At 33.1% G+C, this 17,133-nt stretch carries 14 protein-coding genes and 1 pseudogene; 9 read left to right on the top strand and 6 right to left on the bottom strand.

What is annotated here, in order from left to right; all coding sequences use genetic code 11:
- The coding region (locus tag ACQVV1_RS28920; protein WP_431169889.1) for a replication initiation protein at window positions 1-1,089 on the top strand (1,089 nt) is incomplete at its 5' end.
- 176 nt (window positions 1,090-1,265) lie between these two features.
- Window positions 1,266-1,721, top strand: a complete 456-nt coding sequence (locus tag ACQVV1_RS28915; RefSeq protein WP_074569891.1) for an AraC family transcriptional regulator — start codon at window positions 1,266-1,268, stop codon at window positions 1,719-1,721.
- A 1,071-nt stretch (window positions 1,722-2,792) separates the two neighbouring features.
- Here ACQVV1_RS28915 and ACQVV1_RS28910 read toward each other — a convergent pair.
- The 5 genes from ACQVV1_RS28910 to ACQVV1_RS28890 form a co-directional block, all read right to left on the bottom strand.
- Window positions 2,793-3,668, bottom strand: coding sequence for a DUF2599 domain-containing protein (locus ACQVV1_RS28910; protein WP_431169888.1), 876 nt, complete (start codon window positions 3,666-3,668; stop codon window positions 2,793-2,795).
- An 877-nt stretch (window positions 3,669-4,545) separates the two neighbouring features.
- Complete coding sequence (locus tag ACQVV1_RS28905; RefSeq protein WP_431169887.1) at window positions 4,546-5,271, bottom strand: ABC transporter permease; 726 nt, start codon at window positions 5,269-5,271, stop codon at window positions 4,546-4,548.
- A complete protein-coding gene (locus ACQVV1_RS28900; RefSeq protein ID WP_431169886.1) occupies window positions 5,255-6,124 on the bottom strand; it encodes an ABC transporter ATP-binding protein in 870 nt (289 codons plus the stop codon). Before ACQVV1_RS28900 ends, ACQVV1_RS28905 begins: the two co-directional genes overlap by 17 nt.
- A 26-nt stretch (window positions 6,125-6,150) precedes the next feature.
- Window positions 6,151-6,504 (bottom strand): DUF2178 domain-containing protein, encoded by a 354-nt coding sequence (locus tag ACQVV1_RS28895; protein WP_086396027.1) that lies wholly within the window; start codon window positions 6,502-6,504, stop codon window positions 6,151-6,153.
- A complete protein-coding gene (locus tag ACQVV1_RS28890; protein WP_075312773.1) occupies window positions 6,494-6,733 on the bottom strand; it encodes a helix-turn-helix transcriptional regulator in 240 nt (79 codons plus the stop codon). The genes ACQVV1_RS28895 and ACQVV1_RS28890 overlap by 11 nt, the downstream gene beginning before the upstream one ends.
- A gap of 200 nt (window positions 6,734-6,933) precedes the next feature.
- On the opposite strand from ACQVV1_RS28890, the gene ACQVV1_RS28885 reads away from it, so the two are divergent.
- From ACQVV1_RS28885 to ACQVV1_RS28860, 6 genes are read left to right on the top strand one after another with little or no spacing between them, the layout of a single operon-like run.
- Window positions 6,934-7,122, top strand: coding sequence for a plantaricin C family lantibiotic (locus ACQVV1_RS28885; protein ID WP_086396028.1), 189 nt, complete (start codon window positions 6,934-6,936; stop codon window positions 7,120-7,122).
- A 60-nt stretch (window positions 7,123-7,182) separates the two neighbouring features.
- Window positions 7,183-7,404, top strand: a complete 222-nt coding sequence (locus ACQVV1_RS28880; protein ID WP_086396029.1) for a class II lanthipeptide, LchA2/BrtA2 family — start codon at window positions 7,183-7,185, stop codon at window positions 7,402-7,404.
- An 18-nt stretch (window positions 7,405-7,422) separates the two neighbouring features.
- Window positions 7,423-10,356 carry a type 2 lanthipeptide synthetase LanM gene (gene lanM / locus ACQVV1_RS28875; RefSeq protein WP_431169885.1) on the top strand — a complete coding sequence of 978 codons (2,934 nt, stop codon included), beginning with the start codon at window positions 7,423-7,425 and terminating at the stop codon, window positions 10,354-10,356.
- A 1-nt stretch (window position 10,357) separates the two neighbouring features.
- Window positions 10,358-12,535: a peptidase domain-containing ABC transporter gene (locus tag ACQVV1_RS28870; RefSeq protein WP_086396031.1), complete on the top strand. Its 2,178-nt coding sequence runs from the start codon at window positions 10,358-10,360 to the stop codon at window positions 12,533-12,535.
- Window positions 12,516-15,314: a type 2 lanthipeptide synthetase LanM gene (gene lanM / locus ACQVV1_RS28865; protein ID WP_431169884.1), complete on the top strand. Its 2,799-nt coding sequence runs from the start codon at window positions 12,516-12,518 to the stop codon at window positions 15,312-15,314. Before ACQVV1_RS28870 ends, lanM (ACQVV1_RS28865) begins: the two co-directional genes overlap by 20 nt.
- Complete coding sequence (locus tag ACQVV1_RS28860; RefSeq protein ID WP_431169883.1) at window positions 15,302-16,396, top strand: alcohol dehydrogenase catalytic domain-containing protein; 1,095 nt, start codon at window positions 15,302-15,304, stop codon at window positions 16,394-16,396. Before lanM (ACQVV1_RS28865) ends, ACQVV1_RS28860 begins: the two co-directional genes overlap by 13 nt.
- A 302-nt stretch (window positions 16,397-16,698) precedes the next feature.
- Here ACQVV1_RS28860 and ACQVV1_RS28855 read toward each other — a convergent pair.
- Window positions 16,699-16,833 (bottom strand): annotated as a pseudogene (locus ACQVV1_RS28855) (recombinase family protein); the annotation flags it as partial.
- A 139-nt stretch (window positions 16,834-16,972) separates the two neighbouring features.
- Between ACQVV1_RS28855 and ACQVV1_RS28850 the strand changes: the two are divergent.
- On the top strand, window positions 16,973-17,133 hold a 161-nt coding region (locus ACQVV1_RS28850), incomplete at its 3' end, for a replication initiation protein (RefSeq protein WP_431169890.1).

Below are 17,133 nucleotides of genomic sequence, written 5' to 3'. Positions count from 1 at the left end.
TGCTTGGCAAGTAATATTGAACCAAGTGATCGGGATTTTAAAACATATACATTTCCAATTAAACAATTTCATGATTTACTTGGTCTAAGTGGGTCAACGAAATATACGGAGCTAAGTAAAATTACAAAGGAATTAGTGTCTAAAGTAATTGAAATTAGGATAGGAGAAGAGTTAATACAAGTCTCTTGGCTTTCTTCAGCAATCTATAACAAAAATAAAGGGACAATTGATCTGCGTTTTGATCCATTATTGAAGCCATTCTTATTAGAATTAAGTAGTAAATTTACAAGTTATAGATTGGCTAATGTTGTTAAATTAAAAAGTACATACGCTATCCGAATTTATGAGTTATTAAAACAATATGAACATATAAAAGAGCGGACAATTAGCCTTGAGAATCTAAGATATTACTTAGATGCAATTGATGTATATCCTAATTATGCAAATTTTAAACAGCGTGTATTGAAACCTTCCCAAAAAGAATTAAATCAAAAAACTGATATATCTTTTGAATTTGAAGAAATTAAATTAGGTAGGAAGGTACAAAAAATTAGATTTATCATACGTAGTCAAAAAAGAAAGGACACGGATTTAGCTCATTTTGAAAAAAAATTAGATGAATTTCAGCAACCAAATACATTTGAACAGAAAATTAAACGTTTTGAAGAGCGATGTAAAGGGAAAGTATATCCTACAGTATTAGAAAAATGGAAAAAACATGAGGAATTGGTTTTAGAAATTATTGATGATATCCGCTTCCGTGTAGATATAGATTCGCCAATGGGTTATGTAGAATATATGCTTAATTCCCGATTAAAAGAACTATCCGAAACCGCAATGCTAAAACAAGATATTCAAGGGGATTTTTCTTTGGAAATGGATAATATTATAGATGCAGTAATAGCCAAACACTCAAAATCTACAGGTACTGTAGCTACATTCTTAGTAAAAGATACTGCTATTAATGAGTTAATAAAAATTTGTACATTAGAGGAAGCGGAAGAGTGTTGGAAGAAAAACGAAGAATTTGTTATGGATAGTATTTATGAATACATAAAAAAGAATAGAAGAAAAGGAAGTCCCAGATAATCTTTTGGGGCTTATTTGTTATTAATAAATCAACGACTGTTATGCTTAAATATAGAAGTTGTTGGTTGTGATGGCATTTAGCAAAAATTATCAAAAAAAACATAGTAGTTATGAGTATAATTCAAATTAGGTTAAGTTGATTAATGAAATTAAATAAATGAATAGGCGGTATAATAATGAAGACTAGTAAAGTAACAGAATGGATGTTAGGTGGACGGAATCCGGGTAATTATATTTTATATAATGATATTAATGTGAAATATACAAATGAAGTTTCAAAAAACTTGTATTCTTTAGAAAATCACGAAGGATATGGTACATCATACTGTTTTTTGGATAAACATCTATATGTAGGTGAAAGGGTTAAATTTTCAGGGATGATAATGACAAAGTCAGTTAAAGAATATGCCGGTTTATGGATTAGGGCTGAGCAACAGGAAAAAGATATCTGGGAGGTTTATCATATAAATTCTAATTCCTTAAGTGTGGAAAATTCGTGGAAAGAATATTTTGTAATTTTAGATGTACCTAAAAATATAGAAACATTATCAGTAGGAGTGTCTTTAAAAGGTACTGGTCATATATGGTTTAGTTCAATGAGTGTTGAAATTGTAGATAAAAAGAACAATTAATGTAGATGTGAACTACTCGCCACTTAGCAAAACTTGAAGTGGGAGCTTCTCAGTTCCAAGACGAAAGCAACCTTTCGTCTCCTTGAGCGTTACGTCGGGGTGTTCCACCCCTAGATGTCCAACGATTGGATGCTCTCTGGGTACGGTTGATATTTTACGCAGGAACCGAATAGCTTGGTTTTCGCACTCTATTTTCTTCCTGCAACCTCCTATATCAAGTTATCAAAGAACTTCATATGGCTAGTTTATCAAACGTTTTTGGCTATGCCAAACCGAAATTCATCTCCCACCTACCGTTGGGATACGCCCTTCACACGCTTGAGGAAGGAGAATTCTTTCGGGGAATCCGTTAAAATAAAGTGGAATCAAATATTCATCCTAAAATGTTTCTTACAAACTTTTGAGAATCCCCTGTTAGTCCCTACATTGATATAGTAAATGAAGAGGGGTGAGGGCACATGCGTGAAATTCCTTGGCCAGATTCAGGCTCTTTTCTAGGACTTATAGGTAGTGAACAAATAGATGATTATTTATATTTAACAGTTTGAACCGTCCTTACGGACTGTTTGAAGTGGGAGATTCCTGCGAACACCGATGTATCCACCGGTTATCTTATCAGGCTCTGTCCGTAGTCCCTAAGGTGAAAACATAAGTATCTTGTACGTTGACTCACCACGCTTCCTACTTTAGCTTGGTTTTCGTAACTTCAGCAAACGTGGGGCGAAATCTACTTGAAGTAACAATGACTAAGTAAGAAAAAGAAAGGCAGATAAGGAATGTGAAAAAGTAAGTATTTATTCAAGCGGTTTAAGTATCCAAACGCGGGGAATCCTCTTTTTTATATAAAATTTGCAATTTCATATACTTTTTTCAATTAGTTGAATTTGAACAATATCACTGTAGATGATAATAAATCCCTTCATTTCCTTCTTAAAAAGAATATCAGGCCTCGACTTTTCTGGATTGTATACTTGTTTCCCACAAAAAAAGCTTTCCAGTTATGTAACTTGGAAAGCTTTTTGTATGGTGACCCCTACTAGATAGTTAATCTACTAGATAGTTATGGGTTTATTATGGATTACATGTAGCAGCAACAGTCTTCAAATAGCCGACATCTGGACGATGCGGTTCTAAGTTCCATGGTGTCTTAAATGATTTTGCAAAATCATAATGACATAAATATTGATTTTGCATAGAGCTTGTATTTCCCCATTGATTATCCATCGAGAAAGTATCCTTAACTTTATTCCAACTGTCTGTTCGAATTGCGCGGTTTACAATTAATTTTGTTAATACACTTGTGGGTTCTAAGCTTAAAGAAACCATACCATCTCTTGTAATCCAGTCACCACTAGAAAAATATTGTGAGAAAGCATATGATGTGGCTGTGTTCTTAATTGTTATGGGATTAACTTCTTCTTTAATATTTACATAATACTCTAAGGTGTTCTCGTTTTTAAGTGTAGTATGTACTTCTAAAATTTCTCCAGATTGAGATTTAGCCTCAGTGGGCATAACAACGGCAATTGATTCTTTATTTTTATTGTAAATAACTGCAGAACCATCTTCCTCTACCTTTATCGATTCGCCGTTTTCGAAATCGAATGGAACTTTATATTTTCCATTATTTTTTGTAGGATCGATTTTTATAGATTGTTCAACTCCATTTTTCACCTTTTTAAAATTAGGTAATGAATCTTTCTTATTTGAAAAAAAATAAAAATTATTTTTTGTAGGATTAATTGATTGTAGATGGCCAATTTTTATAATTTCTCCATTAGCAGTAGAAAAAGTTAAATTATCTTTAGTATAATCACTACTCATCGCATTTGTATATGTTGTTTCTTCTGATATATCTGCTGAATTTGCAGAAGCTACATTTGTAATACTAAATACGATTCCAGCTAGGGTACCCGATATAATTAATTTCTTAAGTCTATCATTCAATTACAACATCTCCTCTGATTTTTATTATCACGACTTTCTATAAATTAACATATATAGATATAAATGTAAATGTTTCTTTTTGTTTTTTATAAAAAAATAGAAAATTAACTCATTTATTGCAACTCCTTCAATTGAGAAAAAAAGATAGGAGGTCTTTTATTATTTTAAGACTTCGGCGAAGAAAACTTAGAATATATGGAAATAGAATTCTACTGTAAAACCCCTTGTAAACTGAGTGTTAAGAAATTTTATAAAGGGAATCATAAATGGGATAATTAAAGGAAAGTAATTTAAACAAGATATTTCTTTGATAGTCTTGGCTACTATTTATCTTTGTTTTTAGTCTATCTTAATATATCTGAAATTTTAAAATAATGCGATTTTTAATTTCAGTTAAAATGTCCCCCCGTTTACTTAAGAGGAGACGTTTGAAAGGTTAGTAGGACCATCTTTACTATCGTAACCAGATTCAATCTCAATTACATATTGTTGCTTCATTAACACAACACTCCTTTTATGATAAAAAAGGAGTGATTAATTTAAGTGTAGATCTCCGTAACTTTTATACTTCAGCTAGTTGCATAACAATGAGTTTAATTGGTATATACAATTTATAAAAGGGTATGCTTGTTTTTGCATACCCTTTCTTGTATTTTAATGAAGAAATATTGCTTAATATTATCTATTAAGTAAATAATCCCAAGCTTTTTTAATAACTCCTGGAAATGGCATAAAACACCTCTTTATGTAATTATTACTATATTATATTGAAATTGATATAATATATAAAAATATAACATTTTATGATAATGTCTAATTTTAGTTATATACAGGAATCTATCATATACAACGCGTAATAAAATCCAATAAAACCTTCCTATATTTCAATCTTTTCGCTCTTTTTAAGAACAAGTACAAAAAGTACGATTAAGGTTAAGCAACCAACAAGGTACTGTTGAGTGGAAAGTGGGTTTGAGCCAACCATAACTGGATAAAAGTAACCAGGAAAATTTTCGATTAAGCCTGAAAGAAATTTGTTATGACTACTCATCAACAGATTTGACAAAATATTATGAACGAAAAGTAATAAAGCTGTCAAGATTCCATAAACTGCACCACTCCGAACACCATATAATAATAAAAGATATCCGAACAAGAAAAAAGTTAACACTAGAAGCAAGACATTAACAAAGAACCCTAGAAGAAAGGAAGCCTGCAATTCTCCAGACACTCCAAGTTGTTTTGTAACTAGAAGTAAAACTATTCCCATTGCTGAATAGAGTAAACTCACAAATAGTGCGATAACGATATTACCTAGTACATAGTTTTTTCTGTTTTGTTTTGAGTTGTTGATCAACGAGATTGTCTTAGATGAGTAATCTCTGTTAACAAAGTAAAGTGGGTGTAATACCGCCGCGAGCATTCCCAACATACAATAAAAATTTGAGACATGTTTAATGTAAAACGATGTATTTCCTTTTAGGATAAAATAACTCACGAGTAGTGCTGGCCCTAAGGCTGCCAACAATCCCACAGCCAAATGGCCTTTTTTAAATAGTTCTTTTAAATTGTAACTAGCATAATTTTTAATATTTAGTCTCATGATATTCACCTCTGATTTTGGTCATATAAACATTACGAAGCGTTTTCTTTTCAGCAGTAAAATCAATTAACTTTATTCCTAATTGATTTAAAAACTGGAAAACCTCGGAATTAGATACTGTCGTTTCAATTTTAACTGTTCTTTCACTTGAATGGATGATACTCCCGAACTCTTGATGCTCGATAAATGTTGCTAATTCAGCGGTATTATCAAAAACTAATTTCAAAATATGCAGACTCTTGTTACTAACTTGTTGTTCGTCAAGAATAGTGCCTTTTTCTAAAAACAAGACTCGATCACATATAGTTTCAATATCTTCTAGCTTATGGCTGGAAATCAAGATACCAATATTCCACTCATTAGCCATTTTTCTCAATTGCTGCAGTACTTCGAGGGATGTTTCTATATCCATGCTGTTTGTTGGTTCATCCAATACAACGTAACTTGGATTATTCAATAGACTTATAACAATTCCTAATTTCTGCTTCATTCCCAAAGAGTATTCCTTCACTTTTTTATTCAATACATCAAATAATTGTAGACTTTTTAGAAGTTCCTCGTATTCACTAAGTTTGAATGTATTTCCATATATTTCTGAGAAATAGGACAAATGATCTAATCCAGTCTTATTACTGAATAGTTTGGGTTCCTCAATCAAGTATCCGACATAATTATTGCCTTCAACAGATCCATCGAATGTCTGAATTGTTTGAGTAATGATCTTCATAAGCGTACTTTTTCCAGCACCATTGCTTCCTACTAAACCAATGATTTCCCCTTGTTTGAAATCAATAGATATTTCTTTTAAAGCTACAAAGCTACCATATTTCTTAGTAATTGAATTAACATGCATTTTCCAATATCCTCCTGTTTGTTTTTTTAGTTAAAAAAATCTCTTTTATATCGAACAGCTAGATATATTCCTGCAGCGAGGAATGCTAGAGAATATTTGAATAAGAAGAAAACTTGCCACATATATTCTTTCGGGAAAACCAAGTCGCACAGAATTACTCCACCTAACATTATGAGGGTACTTTGTAAATATATTTGATTTGTTCTTTCGTCACCTTTACCTATTTTTATTAGATATACGAATACCAGTATCACCCCAACTAAAATCAATAGCAAACCGCTACCAATAAGCATATTCCAATTACCATTTGATTTTTCCGCCCAGATTTTTAAAGGATAAAAGATTGAATTCGATATTTCTGAGCTAGATTCAATTTTCATTTGGATCATTTCCTTTCAAATAAGTAAAAATATCACTGACATCAACTTTATAAAAATCGGCAATACGAAAAGCTAGTAGTAACGTAGGCGCATAATTTCCTTTTTCCATTACGAAAATTGTTTGTTTAGAAACACCAACTTGCTCTGCCAACTCTTGCTGAGACATTCTGGCAAGCACTCGATATTCATAGACTTTATTTGATATCGAATCGCCAAAGTCTTTCTTCATAATCCTCACCTCTTAAAAAGAGTGTAAATTACCATTTTATAAAAGTAAAGTAAACTTTTATAAAATAAGGATATTTTTATATAAAAAATAAAAATTTGTAAATCTTTAACGATTTTACTTGCTTAAATATATATTATTATATTAATCTATAAATTGTAATACTTCAAAAAAATGTTTTTTTTTCAAGGAGGTGGAAGAATATGAAGAATGAAATTAGTAAAGAGGTGCAACTTGCACAAGTTACTTGGTTAGAAGAAGTTGTAGATCAAGAATTTGATGATGATGTATTTGGAGCATGCACTACTAATACATTTTCTCTTAGTGATTACTGGGGAAATGATGGGTCGTGGTGTTCACTTTCTCATGAATGCATGTCATGGTGTAAATAATTTAGACATACTTCTATGGAATAATAGTTAAAAAATAATTTATAAAATGGAGCGATGGAAATGAACAATAATAAATCTAATACTAATAATAGTTTAAAAAACAAATTAGAACTTGGAAAATATTTGGAATCAGATATGATTGCATTAACTGAGGATGAGGTTGCTGGCGGGATTTCACCAACAGTATTAGCTACAGGTGCAGTTTCAGGTGCTCTTACGGCAGTTTCGGGATATATTTCAAGTAATACTTGTCCGTCTACTGCTTGTACACGCGCTTGCTAAAGGAGAGATAGAAAATTTATGGTTACTTATAGGAAACAGTTTTATCCGGAACTTGAACAGTCGGATTTCGATGAACATATTGCACCACTTCTCCATTATATTGATGATTTATCTGTGCACCCTACAAATAATTTTAATAATGTGAAATCCTTTAAGAACCAGGAATTATATCCTTATCATAACCCTTGTAGGATGATTGCGAGAAACATCTGGGAGAAAGTATGGGACCCGAAGATGGACAAGTATCTTCTGTATCCGGAATCTTTCAAAAACGTTATCTGTGAGCTATTCTCACAGGTAGCGTTTTCATATTTAATAAGATGTTTTGCTGAACAGATTAAAACATTACCTAAGCAGTCTATGAATTCAAAAGATATTTATGATTACTATAATCAAAAATTAATGGATACACAGTTTAAAGAATTTGCGAATATTTACTCAGTTGTGTGGGGAAGATGTAATAATTTATTAAAAAATAGAGCAATTGCAATCAAAGAGACTATTCAGTTGACTCAAAAACATCGTTTGAAAATAGAGGAAGAATTCAACATTCCGTGCACTAGTCGTATTGTTTCTGTAGAATCAGGAGGAGACACACATAATAATGGGTCTTCAGTAGCGATTATTACCTTTGAACAAGGAGAAAAGCTTGTTTTTAAACCACGTTCAGTCTCTGGAGAGCTTGGATATACAAATTTTATTCGAGAGATTAATAAATTTATTACTCCAAAGATGCCTTCTCTGACTGTTATTGATTTTGGTAATTATGGTTTTACATCGTTTGTAGAAACTAATGAAGAAAAGAATGATATGGTTCAAGCAGGCAGATTAGCATGTCTAATGTTTTTGTTAAATGCTTCAGATATGCATTATAGTAACATATTATGGACAAATGAGGGGCCACTTCCAATAGATTTGGAAACTCTGTTTCATCCATCTCGCATTAGAACTGGAATTCCTGAGTCTAAAAGAAGCGCGTACTATGCAATGGAGAAATCAGTATATGGTACAGGTGTACTTCCAATATCATTAGGTAAAAAAACAAGTAATGATTCAGTTGATGTCGGATTCACTGGTATTCGTAATCAGAATAGTGTAAGTCCTTTTAAAGTCTTCGAAATAAAAGATGGTTTTTCTTCAGACATAAAAGTTGTCTGGAAGCGTCAAAGTATAGACATGTCTTTATCGAATGATCCGAATTTAGAATCGTTAATACATAAAAGATGTGACCAAGTTATTGATGGTTTCACTGAATTTTTCATGCAAATATTGCATCAAAAAAACTTGTTTGTTGATGCAGTTATAAAGTCATTTAGTAATGCTAAATTCCGCTATATACATAACATGACATATAGATATTCACAACTATTACGTATCTTAACAGATGCTGAACCATCGAGGAATATAGATACGGCGCATACTTTATTGTCACGCATGGGGATACTGAGTATGTCAAGTGATGTCAATTTGGTTCTATCTGAATGCGAACAACTTTGGAATGGGGATATACCGTACTTTTCCGTCAATTTTAAAGGAACAGACGTTTTATATGGAAATGAAGTTGTGTCTTCTATTTCAACAAGTCCCGAATCACAATTTATTTTGAAGATGAAAAATCTTACAAAAACAGACTTGACTAAACAAATCAATCTAATACGATTAGCTTTTGTTGCTAAGTTAGCAGATCCACATGCTGATGGAAAATTGAAATTAGAGGAATCAGAATCTATCGAGGAAGACAGACCTACATTTGAAAGAATGAATATAGCCAAAGATAACAATACTTTAAAGCATAGGGAAATAATTTCATGGTTTTCCAAATCATTAACTGAGTCACTTTTGGATGATCGCTATGAACATTTACCTAAAACTTGGATTGGTCCTGTTGCCAAAAATGGGACTCAAGGTTGGACGCCAGGAGTTTTAGGATACGATTTATATAGTGGAAGAGTTGGCCCAGCACTTGCATTAGCAGTGGCCGGTAAACTTTTATCGGACGATATGGCAATAAAAGCCTCTTATGAGGTTTTTGAAAAATCAGCGAAAATTCTAGAGGAAAGAAGTTTCGAACTTAGAAATGTCCTTCTTTCTGGAATTGGTGGATTTTCTGGAGTTTCAGGTCTACTGTGGACATTATATGCGGCAGGGGATATCGTTGGAAACAAAAGATGGAAAGACATAGCTGTTAATTCTTGGCCAATATTGCATCATTCTTTGGAATCACAAGATAATAATTTTTTCGATATGATTACGGGGAAAAGCAGTTCGATTATTATGAGATACCGAACGCAAAAAGATTTTAAATTAAGTGATGATATTATTAATAAAATTTTATCATTGGCATATTCAAGAATAAATGCAAATGATACAAAAATAACTTCAGGATTGACTCATGGATATGGTCAATTACTTTGGTTTTTTGCTTTGGTCAATCAAAAACAAGAAAATAGCGCGGTAAAAAGAGTAGTTGAAGATATTGATTCGATTATCTGTAATAAATACACAAATAATGATGGAATCATAGAGACATATATAGATGGCGGAGGTACGAATGTATCATCATCTTGGTGCAATGGTTTAGCAGGACTATTAATAGCCTATTACGAAGCATACAAATCAAACATTTTGCCTAAAGAATCAGTGCTAAATATAATTAATCAGCTAAAAAGGATCCCTATCTCACGGGTTCCGGTACTTTGTCACGGAAGCCTGGGAATAGTAGAAGCGCTTCAGTATGTGAGTGAATCATTCCCAGAAGAAACATCTGATATTCTTCTAGAAATGCAAACAACTTTCTGCTCTCCAGAATATATTTTTAGTTACTATAAAAATGGGAAAGGCCGATATCCTCTAAGCCCAGGATTGATGGCGGGTCAAGCTGGTGCGCTATTGCACCTTTGCAAATCTCTTGATCCTAATATTAAGACTTCCCCTTTAACGTTTGATTATTAACATGAAAATACTTTCTAAAATTAAAAAAAGAAAACTCAAACCAACTTTACAATTAACACAATCAGAATGTGGGCTATGTTGTGTTAGAACAATTCTGGAGGCTTATGATTACCAAATTTCGATGACAGAGCTCAGACAAGTTAAAGAGCCAGGTAGAGACGGTTTAGGATTGCAACAACTAAAGGGTTTGCTCTCTCATTTTGGGATGGATGCAAAAACTTATCGAATAAAAGACACGAGGGCACTTACAGTAATAGACTTTCCAATCATAGTTTTTTGGAAAGGCTCTCACTTTGTTTGTGTTGAATCATATAATGAACATGAAGTAATAATCATGGACCCTTCGATAGGTCGGATAACAATATCACCATCAGATTTTTCGGAAAACTCAGATGGGTATATACTAGTTGCTCAACCTGGAATAAATTTCAAGAGACGCAGCGTTAGCAAGCTTTCTATGTGGCAAAAAACGTATATTTGGCCATCTAATATGGTAGGTTTATATTTAAAAATAGCTTTAATAAGTATTGTTTTAGTTGGAATGACATTAGCAATTCCCATATTTACACAGCAATTAATTGACAATGGGCTTGGTGATGCTAGTTCCTTTGCTTCAATACTCGGATCTCTGATCATAGCATTAATTATCATGATATCGCTAAATTTTCTCAGAACCTTCTTCTCAATAAAGATAATTTATCGTTTTAGCTGGTATCTTGTGAGTGGTGCTTTTACACGTCTTTTATCACTCCCAGCAAAGTATTTTACAGTAAGGGCGCCAGGTGAAATTATTTATCGGCTTAACTCCCTTACACGAATACAGGGTGTTTTGGGAACAACATTAGTACAGACATGTCTTGATTTTATAAGCGGTGTAGCAATTTTAGGCTATGTTTTTTGGATATCTCCATTACTCGGAATAATGATACTGTTGTTCATTTTATCAGCTTTTGCTTTATTAATTATTGGCCAATCTTACGTGAGTTCTGCAACAGATAAAGAACTACATGAGGCAACTAACGCACAAAGTATACAGTTAGATGCGGTGGTTTCCATAAATAGCGTGAAACTAGGAGGCTATGTCCAGTCCTATATCAATGACTGGGAACAGCGTTTCAAAAAATTCTTAAATGCAACAAGCCACAGAATGCGTATCCAACAAGGAATAATAGGATCGATATTAGCCGGAATACAAGTATTTGCTCCTTTGATTATTCTTGTTACAAGTTTATATATGGCAGAATCAGGCCTCGTAACACTCGGGCAAGCAATTGCGATTCAGTCAATTGTGTCATTATTATTCGTTTATGTGAATTCAATATTTACAGTTGTATCAGAAGTTGTGGTAGCAGCTCGATATATTGTGTTAGCTGAGGATATATTTGAATATCCTATAGAATACTCTCGTAAAGATTCAAAGGGAATGCCTACAGGATCAATATCTATTAAAAATCTTAATTTTAGTTATACTTCCGATGGTATTCCGTCCATTAAAAACATTAATATGGACATTTCTGATGGAGAAACGATTGCTATTGTTGGGGTATCCGGATCCGGGAAGACTACGCTTGGGAAGGTAATAAGTAGTTTATTTGAACCTACTAGCGGTTCTATGTATTTTGGGGGAATTGAGTATCATGAATATAATCTTGATGCATTAAGAGACTCAATTAGCTATATTCCCCAAGAAGCACACTTGCACAATCGAACTATAATAGAAAATCTCAAACTTGGCACTAAGCTAACAGAAGCAGAAATAATAGAGTTTTGTAATTCATTAGAGTTTTTGGATTTCATTAATAAATTCCCTATGGGGTACAATACAGTCATATCAGAAACGGGAGCAAACCTATCTGGAGGACAGAGACAACGTATTCATATAGCGAGGGTTTTACTTCAAACACCCAAATTACTGATAATGGATGAAGCAACTTCATCACTTGATAATATTTCACAATCATTTGTTTATGATACATTATCAAAACTTAAGTGTACAAAAGTTGTTATAGCACATCGGTTTGCGACTATTCTAAATGCTGATCGTATTTTTGTTCTTGAAAATGGATGCATCGTACAAAGTGGATCTCATGAGGAATTAATTAATAAAGATGGATTATATGCAAAATTGTTTGGTGCAGAGCTTGAAAGGAGAAGTGAATATGCAACAAGTAGCAGATAAACTAGTACATGCTGTGGAGAGTTTCTTTTCGGATGAAATACAACATACTAATTATAAGATAAAAGAACTTCTTTCTCAGCAAGAAGTTGTATCAAATGCTGAAATAGCATCTATGAACTGTTTACATGCATTATTGGAATATCATGTGTGGAGACTGTGTCATAAAACTTTTATATATGAATTTCACGAATATCGAGAAAGTTTATCTTATCCTGCTGATCCTTTATCATCAAAAATATTTGATCAATATGTCAGCTCAATCGATAAGCAACTCATAAGCAGTTGGTTTACAAAATATGATGTTTTAAGAAAAATGGTTACACAAGCAACGAATAATACTTGTTCTTTCATCGAAGATATGTGCGCTAATTTTAGCAGTGATGCCACTTTACTTGTATCAAGAGGTTTAATTAGTAGAGGAGCAAGATTACAAGCTATCAAGCCTCTTGACTCCGATCCTCACAACGGTTCAAAAGTTGTCCTTTGTTTGGAATTTGAATCGTCAAAAAAGATTCTATATAAGCCTCGCTCTTTAGAGATTGATGTTTTAATAGATAAGCTTTTTTCTGACACTCTGAAATTTGATACTTTACAGGACTATTCACCAGTTCCTCGAACGGTTAATAGGGGGAAATACGGTTGGCAAGAGTTTGTGCAGCATACACCTATAAGCCAATCAGAGATTGGAAGTGCTTATTATAATCTTGGTTTATGTGCGGCGGTGTTTAGCTGTCTTGGAGCAACAGATTTACATGATGAAAATATTATTTTTAATGGGATCTTCCCTTATGTTATAGATTTAGAAACCAGTCTACAACCGACATACAGTCATACAGGTAATAACCTCCACGAATTAATGGGGGAAAGAATTGCTCATTCGATTGCTAATACGTCAATAATTCCAGCTAAACAATTGACAATTCCGCATGAGATATTGATTGGCGCTATTAATACACCCTATCCACAAACAACTAATGAAATGGTTTTTTCATTGAAAAATCCAGGGACAGACGCTATAGATTTGGCCAAGGAAAAGGTTACTGTTACTCGAACAACGGTACCAATCATGTTACCTGGCAATCAAGCACCCGATCCGCTTCCATTTCAAGAAGATTTTCTCAAGGGTTACTCAGATGGGTATGAAAAAATATTAGACAAACGAGAGCAAATTTATTCTATATTAACTGATATTCAATGTTTAATCAGATTAGTTATAAGGCCTACAGTTCAGTATTACTTTATGCTTGATGCATGCCTATTTCCAGAAAATTTAGTTGATGATAACACAATAAATCAAGTGCTAAAATATCTAAAACCTCCTAAGTTAATTAGAGATTCTGAAATAGCTAAGAATACGTTAGAAGAAGAAATTCGTTCTATAAAAAATGGGGATATTCCACACTTTTCCATGAAAGCAAATGGTAAACGTCTATATTCAGGGGACTTTATTTCAAATGAGATATTTGATGTATCACCGGCAAATCATGCAATGGAAAAGTTAAAGGACCTTTCACAAAAGCGGCTATTACATGATAAGCGCTTAATTGCAGAAGGATACTCTGAGATTAGAATACATGAAGCAGAGCATAAAAAAGTAGACGATTTGGGATATCAATCCCCTCTCTTTTCAAATGTCTTGCGAAAGGTGACAAAAGATAATCCTAATCCTTTGATTGAATTAATAAGTTCATTGTCAATTACTACCAAAACAGATGATGCTGAAACTGGATGGATTGGAGGAGTATATGGAAATATCCCTGTATCCTATCAATCTAGTACTCTTATTTCGCTTCATGATACTGGGGGTATTCTATTTCTCTTGGAGCACCTGACAGAAGATAAAAACACAGCAAATCGTTCCGAGTACACTAACCTTTTTAATCAGGCTAAACGAGGTTTAAAATCTCTTCGTAGTGTATTTTCTTCACAATTAGAATCTGAACCAACATCAATAGTTTCAGGATCTAGTTCCTTGGATTTTATATTTAAACATAATACGAATAGAGTAAAAGAAATAGAACAAATTGTTTCTCAAATTCAATCAGAGAATATTCCGCGTGGTGATGTATTTATTGGTCCAGTAGGTATAGGTCTCATGTTAGCATCATTTTCGGAAACACCAAATCAGATTCTAAAAAATTTAGAACAAAAAATTTGCGATGAAAGCCCATCGAATATGTTATCTAGTGATGGAATAGCACATGGTAATTTAGGAGTTATATGGGCACAATTTAGATTATCTTATGCTTTAAAAAATACTGAAAAATGTAAGTATCTTTTTAAAAAAGCTTCACAAATATCATTCCCGAATATTGTTAATTCTGCAGGTTGGTGTAACGGAAATTCTGGCTTGTTAATGGTTCTAGCTGAAATGGCAAGAGCATTAAACGAACCATTGGATTTCTATGAATTAGCGAAGAAATCAACCGTATTGCCCAAAAATGGACCTATAGATTTATCTATATGTCATGGGGCTGCTGGGGTACTTCAATCTCTACTATTTACATATGAAGCTTCTGGGGATAATTGGTATCTATCCCTTGCAAATCAGTATTGGGAAACTGTATTGGATTTAGCTAATAATCATGGATTTTATACTGGAGAAAAGAATAGAGACTACCTTTTGGGATACTTTCTCGGTTGGAGTGGAGTAGCTGATTCTGCTCTCCTGTTAAAGATGTACAACAATGGTGACTCTGCTTGGTTGCCACTTAACCTAAGCTCTGTTTCATATCAACGAAATAATATATCTAAGGAGGGAATAGAGTGCGTTCATTAGTGGCAATTAATCCGCGTAAGAAGGATTCGATGGATTATACAGAACTAGGGATTGTTAAGTTTGGACAAGAAGACATACTGTTTGGAACAGTTGAGTTAGAACAACCTTTTTTCGATACTGAAGATCCGAAGAATTGTGAATATGTATTAGTAAGAGTAACAGCTTTTTCATGCAATTACCGCGATAAAGCCTTTTTGCTTAATAACTACAATTCAATCAAGGATTCTGACCGATTATTTGTTCCTTTTGGCTCAGAATTTAGCGCGAATATTGTTGCTATCGGAAAGGACGTGCATGAATTTAAAGTCGGGGATAGTGTTATGTCTGATTGTTCATACCCTCATAGCGGAAAAAAAGGAGTTTTACCCGGTGTAGCTACAAATTTTGCATCGTTGGGTTGGTTGCGTCTCCATAAGAAAAAGATTATAAAAATACCAAAAGGCCTAAGTAATAGTGAAGCTGCTTGTTTTTCTTTGGGATCTCAAACCGCGTCAGCGATGATAAGACGTTCTGGAATACTTGAGAATGGTGGGAATCCGTTAGTATTTAGTGCACGATCAAGCACATCACTGTTTATTATTCAACAGTTACTCTCTTATGGCATCACTCCAATTTGTTTGTCAACGTCAGAATGGAGTGTTGAAGAGAAACAAAAAATATATCCTAGCCGTGTGGAATCAGTAAGTAACGCTATTAATGGTCCATCAAGTGATATCGTCAAGCAGAAGATTACACATATTTTTGATCCGTTTTTCGATATGAACATTGGCTATGCATTATATTACTTGCAAACGGGTGGGGTATACATTACTTGTGGTATACGAGATCAACATCCAGTATTGTCCAATGAAACACCAAGTGATGTGGAGCCTAGGGTCAGAGGAGCATTAGAAATGGCTATTATTAAGAATGTTTCTATTTTGGGAAATTGCCTAGGGTCAAAAGAAGATTTAGAAAAAGCAATTCAGCTACAAAATAGAATAATCATCGATCAGGAATATCAACTAGAAAAAGGGGTAGATTTTGTACAACGCTCTTTCTTTGATTCTTCCCGATTTGGAAAATGTGTTCTGATTCTTTAAAAAGGGGTAACGTCATATCACTATCAAACTAACAAAATAAAATCTCCCCTAAAATGAAAAAATAAGCCCATAGAATTCTATGAGCTTATTTTTAATTCGTAAAGGTGCATATTGTGATTCTTCATTTTTTTATTATAAATCTATAGATATATTAAATTTATATATCCAGAGATGTATTCTAATCCGTATTCGTTATGGATTTCTAGGGGTACTGCTCACATTTTAACGAAATATATGCTAAGCAAATTTCAACATAAAATAAGCTGAATTTCCTACTTTAAGGAATATTCGGCTCATATGCTTTATTTAGGTTGTAATTTTTTCACTTCATATTCTTTTAGCATCTTATAAAAAGTATTTTTCTTAAGTCCTAATAGTTCCATAAATTTAACTCCGCTTATTTCTCTGTTTTTCCATTTTGGATAAGTTTCTTCTACATGTTTAGTTGGTTATATATTTTTTTGATGTATAACAAAAATGGTTTAAATGATAACAAAATTACTTCTGAAAACCGAACTGCAATGTAATAAAAATAGTTGTTATAGTTATTGTAATAAGGAAAGGTAGGAAGAAGATATGTCCCTACAACAAGAGTTACAGATTAAAGAAAATAATATTGTTTCGAAATCCAATACTTTAATTGAGGCAAGCTCACGTTTAAATTTAGTAGAACAAAAGATGCTGCTTTGCTTGGCAAGTAATATTGAACCAAGTGATCGGGATTTTAAAACATATAC

Source organism: Bacillus basilensis (genome assembly GCF_050630465.1).
Classification (GTDB): Bacteria; Bacillota; Bacilli; order Bacillales; family Bacillaceae_G; genus Bacillus_A; species Bacillus_A basilensis.
This window is presented reverse-complemented; position numbering and strand designations above follow the sequence as displayed.

Coding starts and splice junctions, on each gene's coding strand:
- ACQVV1_RS28885 (WP_086396028.1), top strand. CDS start 6,934: ATGAAGAATGAAATTAGTAAAGAGGTGCAACTTGCACAAGTTACTTGG.
- ACQVV1_RS28915 (WP_074569891.1), top strand. CDS start 1,266: ATGAAGACTAGTAAAGTAACAGAATGGATGTTAGGTGGACGGAATCCG.
- ACQVV1_RS28895 (WP_086396027.1), bottom strand. CDS start 6,504: ATGAAAATTGAATCTAGCTCAGAAATATCGAATTCAATCTTTTATCCT.
- ACQVV1_RS28880 (WP_086396029.1), top strand. CDS start 7,183: ATGAACAATAATAAATCTAATACTAATAATAGTTTAAAAAACAAATTA.
- ACQVV1_RS28900 (WP_431169886.1), bottom strand. CDS start 6,124: ATGCATGTTAATTCAATTACTAAGAAATATGGTAGCTTTGTAGCTTTA.
- ACQVV1_RS28870 (WP_086396031.1), top strand. CDS start 10,358: ATGAAAATACTTTCTAAAATTAAAAAAAGAAAACTCAAACCAACTTTA.
- lanM (WP_431169885.1), top strand. CDS start 7,423: ATGGTTACTTATAGGAAACAGTTTTATCCGGAACTTGAACAGTCGGAT.
- ACQVV1_RS28890 (WP_075312773.1), bottom strand. CDS start 6,733: ATGAAGAAAGACTTTGGCGATTCGATATCAAATAAAGTCTATGAATAT.
- ACQVV1_RS28905 (WP_431169887.1), bottom strand. CDS start 5,271: ATGAGACTAAATATTAAAAATTATGCTAGTTACAATTTAAAAGAACTA.
- lanM (WP_431169884.1), top strand. CDS start 12,516: ATGCAACAAGTAGCAGATAAACTAGTACATGCTGTGGAGAGTTTCTTT.